This window comes from Paenibacillus sp. FSL R5-0345 (assembly GCF_000758585.1).
Lineage (GTDB): Bacteria > Bacillota > Bacilli > Paenibacillales > Paenibacillaceae > Paenibacillus_AQ.
Genome location: NZ_CP009281.1, coordinates 1,785,913 through 1,798,747, shown reverse-complemented (window position 1 = coordinate 1,798,747; position 12,835 = coordinate 1,785,913). Strand labels below are relative to the sequence as shown.

Below are 12,835 nucleotides of genomic sequence, written 5' to 3'. Positions count from 1 at the left end.
TCCCTTTGTTGGAAAGACCGAACCGGAGACTACCTAAGATTCCCTAGCCAATCCAGCATAGCTCTCACTGTTTCTTTTTGCTGCTCTTCTTCAGAAATGGTTGCATTCCCGTCTCCCTTTTGAGGTCCATAGCTTCCAAACTGAGCGTGATTACCACCGACGATTGAACTATAGACCGTATTATCCGGCAGATAAGAGCGCCCTTTACTGTAGCTGTCTCTGTCAATCACTTGATCCTCAGTCCCTACCAGCGACAATACTGACAAAGTGGTCTCTCGTAGACTACCTTTTTCATCCGGATAAGAGGCTAGAAAAAATACACCTTCCAGCTGGTCCGCATGCTCAACTGCATAACGTGACGCCATGACGCCCCCAAGGGAATGTCCACCTAGAACAAAAGATTGCTTCGGATGTACACGAATAATCTCTTCTGCGGCATCGCCCTTTGTTACTGCTAAATTAAACGGCATTTTGGCGATGTAGAAAGGATGTCCCGCAGCAGCAATGCCCTTCGCAAGCGGGGAATAAGCTTCTGGTTTCACCAGAGCTCCAGGGTAAAATATGATCGAGGCACCTTTAGTAATGGAAGGTTCGAACGAGATCCAGTTGTCATTCTGCTCGACGGTAACTCCACCACTGGAAATCAGGGCAGTTTCTGCTTGTTCGGCTGGTGCATACGGAGTTAAATATTTCCATAACAGCAATCCGGCTATAACAAGAATAATTAGTACAGTTAAACCAATACGACGCTTATTTATTCTTCTCTTCAATATGCTCCACTCCCGGATGTTACTGTGTATAAGAAAATTATAGTGGAAACCCACTATTCTAACAACCTTCAACACATCGCCACATTTGGTACTCATGATAACGCTTTCACTAGTGAGTTAATTCACAATTCAATCGAAGAAAATTTTGTATTTTAAAATTAAAGCATCAAGCATCTTTGGGGGGAAGTCATGGTAGGGGATAACTCGCTAGACACACCTGGAAAGACCTTTTTTCTAAATTTACGTTTTGTTCTCATTGTCACTGTAATCGTTGGAAACGCCATAGAACCACTGATAGGCTCAATGAGCAGCTTGCATAGCTTATATTTGTGGATCTTCAGCTTCCATATGCCCCTCTTCGTGCTCGTTACAGGCTTTTTTGCCAATAAACACCTTACAGGGACGCAAGGCCGTCGCATAATCATGCAAATCGGACTGCAGTACATTATTTTTCAAAGCCTCTACTCTGTGCTAGACGCCGCCATATATCACGTACAGGGTATCCATCATTCTTTTTTCGCCCCCTATTTGCTCTTATGGTTCCTGGCAAGTCATGCCTTCTGGCGTTTGCTAATGATCGGGATGCGTAAATGGACGCCTGCCATGCAATTCATTTTTGCTATCGTTGCTGGAATTGCCATTGGATACCTACAGCTTGATGGCATATGGTTCAGCATTAGCCGTACTTTCGTATACCTGCCATTTTTCGTATTAGGTTATCATTTTCCGTTCCAGACCTTTTTACGCTTTTTTCAAAAAAAGATTAAAGTCACTGCTGCCGCAGTCTCCATCCTTCTATTCCTTCTGTTTGCATCTGGGGGCTCAGAGTTCCCGATAGGCTGGCTTTACGGAAGTATGACTTACATGCAGCTTGGACTTCATGAATGGTACGCAGGAGTTTATCGGTTAGCTGTTTACGGTCTGCAAATCACTGCTGCACTAGCATTTATGGGGTGGATTCCTTACTTGCTCAGCCGGATGACTGACTGGGGTTCCCGTACATTGTATGTTTTTCTACTTCACGGATTTATCATTCGTTTTGCCGCCGTTTCTGGCCTGTACTCCTATATCAACCATTCTATAGGCGCCGTCTTATTAGTGTTCTCCGCAATCTTACTAACCATTCTCTTAGCCCAACCAAGTGTAAAACGACTGATGCATCCTATTGTTGAGCCTCCCGTTGGTTGGATGATCACCCTGCAGCGTGTTGCCTTAAGGCGCTCATTATAAGTGGCCTATCCCCTAGCGGATAGGTTTTTTTATACGATTTAAGGCCGGTCTCCTCATGAGAAACTTCACATTGTCCGGTAGAAAAAACGTGCTCTTTGTGATAGACTCACTAATAACAATGACTTCTCCGTTCATTATAGGCGGGAAACGTTTATACCAAAACAGCGGCATTATTTATAGAATCGGCTTCGCCCTTCTTCTCTAGGAAGCTCGTCCCCGTTCATTCTATAAACCGTATATACGCAGGTCTTTGGAGTTCATTGCGTTAATGCGACACTATATTTCATTGCAATTTATTTAGGGGGGAAATGTCAATATGGCAGCTAAGAAAATGCGTTCAGACATGATTAAAAAAGGCTTTGACCGTGCTCCACACCGTAGTCTCCTGCGTGCAGCCGGAGTAAAAGAAGAAGATTTCGGAAAGCCGTTTATTGCGGTCTGCAATTCCTATATTGATATTGTTCCAGGTCATGTGCATCTGCAAGAGTTCGGTAAGATCGTTAAGGAAGCGATTCGTGAAGCTGGCGGCGTTCCTTTCGAATTCAATACGATCGGCGTAGATGACGGTATCGCAATGGGACATATCGGCATGCGTTATTCACTGCCAAGCCGTGAGATCATCGCTGACGCCTTGGAAACTGTAGTTTCCGCGCATTGGTTCGATGGCATGGTCTGCATCCCTAACTGCGATAAAATCACACCGGGTATGATGATGGGCGCACTGCGTGTCAACATCCCAACCATGTTCGTAAGCGGCGGACCAATGAAAGCCGGCGTAGACAGTAAAGGTAAAAAACTCTCCCTTACCTCCGTATTTGAGGGCGTAGGTGCTCACCAAGTCGGCAAAATCAACGATGCTGAGCTGCTTGAATTAGAACAATTCGGTTGTCCTACCTGCGGATCTTGTTCAGGAATGTTCACAGCCAACTCCATGAACTGCTTGGCAGAAGCACTTGGACTTGCATTGCCAGGTAATGGTACCATCCTAGCTGTAGCTGATGAGCGTAGAGAATTTGTACGCAGATCTGCTACTCAATTGATGGAATTGATTAAATTAGATCTTAAACCAAGAGATATCGTAACTAAGGAATCCCTAGATAACGCTTTTGCACTGGATATGGCAATGGGCGGATCCACCAATACGGTGCTGCACACCCTTGCGCTAGCTCAAGAAGCTGGTATCGATTATCCGCTTGAACGTATTAACGAAGTGGCTAACCGTGTTCCTTATTTGGCGAAGCTGGCTCCAGCATCCGATATTTTCATCGAAGATGTGGACCGCGCAGGCGGCGTTAGTGCCGTCTTGAATGAACTGCTGAAGAAACCAGGTGCTCTGTACGGAGACTGCATGACGGTTACCGGCAAAACATTAGCCGAAAACGTAATCGGACATGAGATCCAAGATACTTCGGTTATTCATAAGATCGATAACCCTTACTCCGAAAGAGGCGGTCTCGCCGTCCTATACGGCAACCTGGCTCCTGAAGGTTCCATCATTAAAGTAGGTGCAGTAGATGCTTCTGTTGGTGGATATCACAAAGGTCCTGCGATCTGCTTTGATTCCCAAGAATCCGCACTCGAAGGTATCGCTAACGGTAAGGTTAAAGAAGGCCATGTAGTCGTTATCCGTTATGAAGGTCCAAAGGGTGGACCGGGAATGCCGGAAATGCTAGCTCCTACTTCACAAATCGTGGGCATGGGTCTGGGTGCTAAGGTTGGTCTGATTACAGACGGACGTTTCTCGGGGGCTTCCCGCGGAATCAGTATCGGTCATATTTCTCCAGAAGCTGCTGAAGGCGGCCCGATCGCTTTTGTTGAGGATGGCGACATCATTGAACTCGACCTCAACAATCGTAAGATTGAACTGCTGGTTGACGAAGAAGTATTGGCGGTTCGCCGTACGGGCTGGAAAGAGTTTGAGCCTAAAGTTAAGACTGGTTACCTGGCTCGCTATTCCAAAATGGTTACCAACGCAAGTAACGGTGCAGTACTGAAGATTTAATTCGCCTAGTTCTAATTGTTCCTAGCATACAAGAGCAGTTCACCTTAGATAATCTATGGTCGGACTGCTCTTTTTTATTGGACATAAGAAAAGATGCCCCACAATCCATTTCTGGTTTGTGAGGCATCTACATTGCCGTTCATTATATAAGACTAATAATATCAAGAATCAATTCGTTACTGTTGCTCCTGGTAATTCCACTTCTGAAAGTGAATCGTTAAGCGACAAGGCTTCCTCTTGCTGTGGTTTACGTTTTCTTACTGACCTTTCATCATGAGGCAGTTGCTGATTCATCTTCTTGAGCAATTCTGAGACAGGCATCAAGATTAGCTTCGGTACAAGGACCTCACTCCGCTCCTTGAGCCTAGCACCACCATCTGGATGAATCACACTTAACAGGATCTTTAAGTAAAACTTGGTGGAGCGTGCGAATAAACCATCCGGCAAATCATGTACACTAAAGCCAAATTTCTCTGGCCCACGGTTTATCATACTAACCCCATAAAGTGCTTTGGCTTGCGCAAGATCCACATCCTTGGCAATGACTTCCGCCAGCATTGGCAACCCTTTCTCCATTCTGCGGATCATTCGAATCGCAAGTTGAGCAGAAGAACGGGAATGAATACCTAATTCGAATAATTGCTTGTTATCAATATGCAGCTCAATGATTTTATCGCCTTTTCTCAGCTGGGTTCCATCACCGAGTTCAACAGGCTCTCCCTGATATTTACGCATTCGATAATGCATGAATGGATCCGCCGGGTTAATCGTCTTAAGCTGGAACAATACTTGAAATACTTGCTCCCAAGCCAACCAGAGTCCTACCAGTACTCGTTTACCAAAGGATAAACGCCGAATCGGTGATTTCTCCGCCATCTTGATCATGTCATCCACTCGAATGCTACGCAGTCCTCTTCTTTGGGCCTCCTGCAGCGTCAGTTCAAGGGCTACAAGCATATTCTCGGGTGCATCCGGATCGGCACCCAGCGTTGTACCGCTATCATGCAGCAGCATTACTTCACCGGGATTCAATCGGGCAAGCATTTTTTCGGTGAGCCGCTGCGCACCAAGCTTCTCACGCCAATCGCCAAACATTACCGACCAAAGAACAATTTCAACTTGGCGACGCTTAGAAATATCGAACAAATTGACAATCCCCCAAGGTGGACGGTAATACGTACTACGCTCGCCTATTATGTTGTAGATAATATCATTCGTGCGCTGAATCTGCCGACGAACGGTTGCGGGCCGCATGAGCCAGTTCGTCTTGTGAACATAATTATGAATTCCAATAAGATGTCCCTCTGCATGTATCCGCCTAATAAGCTCCGGATAACGTTCAGCGTTAGATCCTACTACAAAAAAGGTTGCTTTTGCATCATACTTCTTCAATAAATCCAGGAGTAACGGTGTAAATCGAGGGTCAGGTCCATCGTCAAAGGTCAACGCGAACTCATTCAGCCCAGTTCCTTTACGAAAGACACGGTAACCAAAAATGCGGCTAATCATACCCGGGATAAAAGCATAAAAAGATGAGATATAAAATAACCAGAGCAGCAAAGTCTGCATATGAATTCCTCGCTTTTCCAGAGTTGACTTTGGCTCGCCTTACGTCTGCAAGCAGAACCTGTGATACGGCCAAGTGAAATTAGACAAAAAATACGTTACCCCCTATTTTAACACATGTATCAAAGAAATAGACGTTTTTTAAGTAAAATCATGTACAATGTATTCAACCTGACCTATCAACAATTTAAAGAGGGAGTTGTTTATATCTATGCTGCCGTTATACAAAAAATATTGGCGCACGTTCTTCGACATTGGATTAATTGTCCTCACGGTCTATCTGGTTATGTTTGCCTTCAGTAAATTGTATCAGTTAGCTGCACCTGTATTCCTATCTTTTTTTGTATTTTTGCTTATTGAACCACTTGCCCGTTTCTTGAACCGACGGGGGCTAGCCAAACCATTCGCTTCGGCAATCTCAGTGCTTCTGTTTCTAATCGTTCTTCTAGGTACGTTATTTGGTGCTGGGCTATTGGTCACGATCCAAGCGCTTCACTTTCAAGATAATCTTCCTAAGTATACATATGTGGTACAACAACATTTCGCGGAATTCACAACCTACCTTCAGCAAAAAATCGATAGCCTGCCGCCTGATATTACCGACAAAGTGAATGGATACTTTAAAGATGCCACGAATGTCCTTACTGGATGGCTTGTTGCTTTTCTAAAATACATGGTCGGTGTTCTTGGATCCTTTTCCTCTTTCATGGCCAATTTTGGGATTGCCATTATTTTAGCATTTTTTCTTAGTATGGAAATTAAAGACTGGCGCAAAATCGCCCATGACAAAATGCCAAAAACATTTAAAACCGCTTATGCCTTTTTGCAGGGTAATGTATTTAAAGCCATCGGCTCTTATTTAAAAGCTCAGCTTATTCTGATCAGCATTACCTTTGTTATCGTACTGGTTGGCTTATTCATACTAAGAACCGGTAACGAAATCACTATGGCGCTTATCTGTGCTGTATTTGATGTCTTGCCGCTCCTAGGTGTAACAACGATTTTAGTCCCTTGGATTATCTATCTGTTCATTGTTGGCAATACCTCTTTAGCAATCGGTCTAATCATACTCCTCGCAATTGTACTGATTGTAAGACAACTGCTTGAGCCTAAGATTACCGGGAATTCGATTGGCGTTTCGTCAGCTTTTCTAATGCTGTCCTTCGTCATTCTGTCCACATCTGCTTTCGGTATGGCCGGTCTGATCCTGTCGCCAATTCTGCTTATTCTAATCAAAGAGCTTATCCAACAAGGATATCTTCAGAGCTGGATCTATTTGCCTCAAGAGGAGTTTATCGTTTCGCCCTTTGCCGCAAACGGCCCTTCATCTAAGGGCAAGGCTACTCCTGCTCCTCCGGAGACTCAAGCTTCTGACGAATCCGATAACAAATCAAATATCTGACCGAACAGCTTAATGGCAAGATGCGGACTGTCCGGAGCGACATTCTCTACAGCAACTGATACAGCATATCTTGGGTGATCCACTGGACCGTAGCCGATAAACCATTGATTGTTGCGTGCTATACCCTTAACTTGGGTCTGTGCCGTCCCTGATTTACCTGCAAGGGGCCAGTGTGTGCTTTGTAGACGAGTTCCGGTGCCTTCCGTCACTACTTTGCGCATCATGGACAGTAACTGGCGGGCTGTAGCCTTAGAGATCCTACCTGCGGAGGATGGGGACAGATGACCCGGAAGCTCCTCCAGCTTCTGTCCATTTGCAAATGTGACTCGCTGCAGGATTCTTGGCGCTCTTACTTCCCCACCATGCAGTAGCGTTACGATTAGATTTGCTGCTTGTAAAGGTGTGACTTGCACATCTCGCTGTCCAATTGCAGTCTGTACCCTGGCTCCCTTGTCATCTGGAAGTAAGGTAGTGAAGATGGTCCCCTTTTGCTCGCCGGCTAGTGGTTTTAGAAGTGGGAACCCAAGCGTCTTTTCGGCTTGCCAGCTAATATCTCTTCCAAGTCCTAGCGCAAATGCTGTTGATTGAAGCTGAACACCGCTCAATCGCTCTGCCAGAGCAGCAAATACAGTATTACAGGACACGGCAAATCCTTGCGCCAGCGTAAGGGGGCCGTGTCCCTTTCCTGTCAGGCAAGACAATCCATATTTCTCATATTGCCCTGAACAATAAAAAAGCTCGTCAGCGGAGGTTACACCCGCTTCTAACGCTGCGGCGGCTGTAACGATTTTGAAGATCGATCCAGGAACGGCGGCCTGGAGCGCCCGGTTATTCCACTCCCCCCCTTGAGGAGATATCTTCTCTGGGTTATAGAAGGGTAAAGATACCATGGCTTCAATATCTCCCGTGCCGGTGTCTAACACCACTATGGCTCCTTCCTTCATTCCGGATTTAAGCGCTAGCGCCTCAATCCCCTCCTGAAGCTTCTTATCAATCGTTGTATATAAAGACAAAGGGAAATAAGGATTGCCCGGTGCTTTAACTTGGATGGGGCTGCCTGGAAGGCGATTCCCACGCGCATCCACTTGAACATATGCTTCCGTGTGTCCTACCCCTTGAAGCAAAGGCTCTAATGTCTTCTCTAAACCGTCCGTTCCCGTCATAGGAACTCTAAGACCCGTAGGAGAGGCTTTAGCTCCAGCATGCATGGTGGCTTCCGATAAATAGCCTAGCCATTGCCGACCTGAAGAATTCCCATCATATCTGCGTGCGAAAGGAAGCACGCCTACTCCGTCAATCCCCAGTGCACTCACTTCTTCTGCCTGTGCCTGGGACAACGCGAGGGGTTCTTTTCCCACTGAAGATGGCCAAAGTAAAGGTTCTTTAAGCGAAGAACGCTTATTCAGCAGTTGTTCATAGCTGACACCCAGAATCTCCGCCAGTCGGTGCATGGGTTTCGCTTCTTCGTAAACAACCTTCGTCACAGGTTTCTTAGCCATCTCCTCCTGTGGAAAAAACGCCGCCGTCCAAATAGTTTCCCCGGCAAGGGGTTCATTCTTGCGGTCATACAGACGTCCCCGACCACTGTCCAGTACCGTCTCCCGTTCACTTTGAATTTCCGCCATCTTCGCAAGTGTATATTTTGTTCCAGGAACCGTCTGTTCCTTCATAATTAGTTGAACCCACGCCAGCCTAAGGATCAACACGGCTACAGCCGCAGATAAAATAAGAAGACCGCTGAATACACGCCGGTGTTTGTTATTACGCAATGTCTTCCCTCCTGATCAGACTCCACACTATTATGTCCCACCTACATCCATTAGAATCGCCATAAATTTGCCTTCACAACATCAGTAGCAAAAATTTTTTTCCAAACAAAAACGCCTACGTCGTCCTTGTAGGGACGGTAAGCGTTTGTCCTTCTGTTTCATTTATCACCTCACCAGTAAAGCGTTCGGACTCTCGAGTCCGCAACTCACCCCATAAGCAGCAAAATGCACAAATAGCTGCATCTGAGTCCGTTACACATAAGTAATTGATGTGTAATGTTTATTTTCTGGTAGAGTCGTTGTATTTTGTGCAGCAGAATTTTAAAAATCGTGCTGAATTGTAATTCGTTTGTATTTTGTACAACCAATAAATGAAAAATGCCCTTTAATAGCATATTTCCAGTAGTTTGATTGCACAGAGTGCAGTAGATGTTATTTTATGAGCGGAAATGGCGTTTTCTATTGTACTATCTGCAATGTAACGTAATGTTTGCCTTCAGATCAGTAGGTTCGTAGGGTCGTTTCTCGGGCTTATCTAGACTATCTTCAGATGCATCTGGATTATTTTATACTGGCTTCATGCCGCTCAAAACAAAGAACCGCTTCTCCTAAAGGAATAAGCGGTTCTTTAATTTAGTATTCTGTTAAGACTACTCTACACGCTGAACTTCGATAATTTCTCCTTTAACTGCAAGGATGCATCCTCCAGCTTCAAAGAAAGCTCTACCAAATGATCACTTACACTTTGTTGCTCTCCACTGAGTGAGGCAACCTCTTGAGATGCAGCTGATGATTCCTCAGCTATTGAGCTTACGTTGCTCATCGAATCGGATAGAACCTTTTGCGATTGGCTCAGGCTGTCCATCGACACAGTTACAGCATTCAGACGTGCGATAAAATGCTGCATCTGATCCTGTACAGATACGAAGATATCGCTAGTGCTCTGCACGGAGGTCATTTGCTGATTAAAAAGCGGTGCAACTTCTGATAGAACCACAACTGTCTCGTTCATATCTCTCATTACGGTATCTGTTATTTCTGCCACAACAGCAATAGACTCTTTCGATTGATCAGCAAGCTGGCGTATTTCATCAGCTACCACCATGAATCCGCGTCCAGCCTCGCCTGCTCTTGCTGCTTCAATGGTGGCATTCAGAGACAAGACATTCGTCTGCTGAGTAATATTTTGCATCACATTAAGAACCTTCATAACGGAAGATGCCGTTTCTGTCAGCTCGTTAACCTTCATCACAAGCTGATTCGTCTTCAGGCCCGTCCTATTCGTCTCATTAAGTAATTCTTTCAATCTGTTGAAACCTTCCTCACTGAGTTCGCCGATGCTGTGTGCAGTATGATCCATCTCGTGAGTAGCTGAATTGACTAAATCCATCTGTACCGAAATTTGCCCCGTCAACTCATTGCCACGATCAGCTTCCAAGGCTAGACTTCCAGCACCACCCGCAATTTCTTCCGTGGCCGCGGCAATATCCATGGCTGCATCAGCTGTCTTACGTGATACACCGCTAAGCTCATCGGCGGTTTCCAGTACCTTCTGAGCTGTTTCATTCGTATGAATAACCAGCTCTGTTATCCGTTCCATCATCATGTTAAAAGAGCTGGATAACTGACCGATTTCATCACGTGAGGTGATATTCGTACGCACTCCTAGATTCCCTTCGGCTCCCTCAGACATCAGATTCTTAAGTCTGGTCAACGGACGAGATACCATTCTTACCATCCAGTACCCAATCAGAATCGCGATAACTGCCGCTACAGCTACGATAAGATAGGTAGTCTTGAGAATACGCAGCGCGTCTTTCGTCAAGTTCTCAGCGGGTACAACACCAAGTAATCGCCATCCCGAGGTTTCTAGTGTTCCATAGACAGCTAATATGGATTTCCCCTTCTCATCCTTTGTTGGCAATGACCCTGCTGTATTCTGCAGCCCCCCCAGAAGCGTTCCTCCCAGATTCAAATATGTATCCGTCCCCACTTGCTGAGAAGAGGCAATCAATTCATCCTTATTCGTCAGCAATTGCATGTAGGAGCCTGCTCCAAGATCTACTTTACGAAGCTGATTTTCTAATTCGCTAATTCTGATATCACTAATGACTATGTATCCCGAGCTTTTAGAATCACCGGCAATCGATTTAGCCAAATGGAAAACACCTGACGTATTTCCTTCCTGGCCCTGTAACTCACGTGGAATCCATACACTCTGCGGCTTCTCCACTAGCTGCTTAAACCATGAGGATTCTTTGAAACTCTCAATAAAAGCATTATCTTTTGTACCCGCCGAAGAAATTGGAAAACCTTCATTCATCGGAATAAGGTATACGGCTTCCACACCGTTTGAAGCAGTGAGCCAATCATTTAGCTCCGCACTAACCTGATTAGACAGTACCTTACGTTCCTCATTACTTGTAGTGGGATTATTCCCTTGTTTGAGTGCATTTTGAATTTCATTGTTGTACAAGATTCTTCCTAGACCATCCTCATAACGTAACAATTCCACATCAAACTTCTCAGCGGTTTGAACGACTGTCTGTTGATTGGCTGACAGCGCATTAGTCTCGATCGTATGCTCTGCTACGGAATAGGAAGTGTAGCCAAGCGAGAGCACGAGCACCATCGTCGAAACAAAGAAGATGAGAAAAAGCCGCACCCCAATGGATTTGGATGGATGCAGCTGGAACCGTCCTTTTTCTTTTTTCACTTGTACTTTCATCTAATCATTCACCACCGTTGTCGTCTGTTATGCCTACTGGCTTATCGTTTACAAGGTCATGAACATTTGTAACACCCGATCGGAAAGATATGGCAAATACTCATGTCCGTACTCATAATAAACCATAAGCTCTTTGGGCGCTAGTACTTTGTTGTATGTGGCAAACTGCGTTGAAGGTGGACAAATCACATCGGATAACCCTGTAACCCACAACATTTTGGCTTGAATTCGCTCCGCGAGATTCTGAATATCGATGTAAGCCAGTCTATTAAAAATCTCGTCTTCACGTAAATGATGGGGGTCAAAAAAGCGGAAATAATAGTTAATTTCCTCATAAGCTGAAGTAGTAATATCAAGCTCCCAAGCCCGTCTATAATCTGAAAGAAACGGATACACAGGAACGGCCATGCTCACACGCGGCTCTAATGCTGCACAAGCTACAGTAAGCGCTCCGCCTTGAGATAAACCAAAAGCACCTACTCGTGCTGGATCAACTTCTTCCATAGACATCAATATTCGAGCAGTCTGCGCTGTATCCAGAAACACATTACGATAGTAAAGGTTGTGCGGATTAGGATCGTCAATGCCGCGAATAATATGTCCACGAATGGTTGTGCCTTTTACAGTTAGATTATCCTCGGAAAGTCCGCCCTGTCCCCGGCAATCCATCGCAAGGACACTAATCCCATGGGCCGCATAAGTCACCTTCTCCATCCAATCGCCACTGTCACAGGAATATCCGTGGAACATCACTACACCGGAACCTTTTTCTGACCCTCTTTTCTTCGGTCTTACATATTTACAATGGATTCTTGCTCCGCCAACGCCGGTAAAATAGAGATGAAAACATTCTGCCAGCTCGCTGACAAACTCCGCAGGCTCTAGTTCATACTCTAGTGACTGGGCGTCTAGATCACGCAAAGCCCGCTCCCAAAATGAATTGAAATCATCCGGCTTTGGGCTGCTTCCGTTATAATTTTTCAATTGTGACAATGTCATGTCGCTTCCCATATTAAGATCCTCCTTTAGGTTTTCCCTCTTAAAAATAATGGAAACGGAAAACCCTCTGAATCGGATTTTCCGTTCGTTTTACTAATAACAAGAGCTCGATAATTGCACTTTCTGCAACTATTTACAGCAAAATATATGTGTTGTTCATTTAATTGCAATCTATACAACTAAATTTGCTCACAGCAGGGATTACGAGGCAAATCGCCTGAGATAAGTGTACAATATGCAGCTATTTACACTAAACATCACCAAACAGGTTAGTTTAAGTGTACTTTGTGCAATAGAATCACTCCATATGAGCGTCAATCGGTGTTCTATTGCACTCTGTGCAATCACTTGAGCGAAAACGAGCATAAA

The 12,835-nt window shown here is 45.1% G+C and carries 8 protein-coding genes; 3 read left to right on the top strand and 5 right to left on the bottom strand.

Annotated features, from left to right (window positions below; genetic code table 11):
* Positions 1–29 precede the first annotated feature (29 nt).
* Positions 30–770, bottom strand: coding sequence for an alpha/beta hydrolase (locus R50345_RS07925; RefSeq protein ID WP_042125521.1), 741 nt, complete (start codon positions 768–770; stop codon positions 30–32).
* A gap of 189 nt (positions 771–959) precedes the next feature.
* Between R50345_RS07925 and R50345_RS07920 the strand changes: the two genes are divergently transcribed.
* Positions 960–2,000, top strand: a complete 1,041-nt coding sequence (locus R50345_RS07920; protein ID WP_042125518.1) for an acyltransferase family protein — start codon at positions 960–962, stop codon at positions 1,998–2,000.
* 316 nt (positions 2,001–2,316) lie between these two features.
* Positions 2,317–4,002, top strand: a complete 1,686-nt coding sequence (ilvD, locus tag R50345_RS07915) for a dihydroxy-acid dehydratase (protein WP_042125516.1) — start codon at positions 2,317–2,319, stop codon at positions 4,000–4,002.
* 168 nt (positions 4,003–4,170) lie between these two features.
* On the opposite strand, the gene R50345_RS07910 is transcribed toward ilvD, so the two are convergent.
* A complete protein-coding gene (locus R50345_RS07910; RefSeq protein WP_042125514.1) occupies positions 4,171–5,571 on the bottom strand; it encodes a polysaccharide deacetylase family protein in 1,401 nt (466 codons plus the stop codon).
* Between the two features lie 208 nt (positions 5,572–5,779).
* On the opposite strand from R50345_RS07910, the gene R50345_RS07905 reads away from it, so the two are divergent.
* Positions 5,780–6,970 carry an AI-2E family transporter gene (locus R50345_RS07905; RefSeq protein WP_042125511.1) on the top strand — a complete coding sequence of 397 codons (1,191 nt, stop codon included), beginning with the start codon at positions 5,780–5,782 and terminating at the stop codon, positions 6,968–6,970.
* Here the strand turns inward: R50345_RS07905 and R50345_RS07900 are convergent.
* The 3 genes from R50345_RS07900 to R50345_RS07890 form a co-directional block, all read right to left on the bottom strand.
* Positions 6,931–8,739, bottom strand: a complete 1,809-nt coding sequence (locus tag R50345_RS07900) for a peptidoglycan D,D-transpeptidase FtsI family protein (RefSeq protein ID WP_042125509.1) — start codon at positions 8,737–8,739, stop codon at positions 6,931–6,933. The genes R50345_RS07905 and R50345_RS07900 overlap by 40 nt on opposite strands.
* Before the next feature lie 655 nt (positions 8,740–9,394).
* Complete coding sequence (locus tag R50345_RS07895) at positions 9,395–11,455, bottom strand: methyl-accepting chemotaxis protein (protein ID WP_231574080.1); 2,061 nt, start codon at positions 11,453–11,455, stop codon at positions 9,395–9,397.
* A gap of 60 nt (positions 11,456–11,515) precedes the next feature.
* Positions 11,516–12,478: an acetylxylan esterase gene (locus R50345_RS07890; protein ID WP_042125507.1), complete on the bottom strand. Its 963-nt coding sequence runs from the start codon at positions 12,476–12,478 to the stop codon at positions 11,516–11,518.
* Between the last annotated feature and the right edge of the window lie 357 nt (positions 12,479–12,835).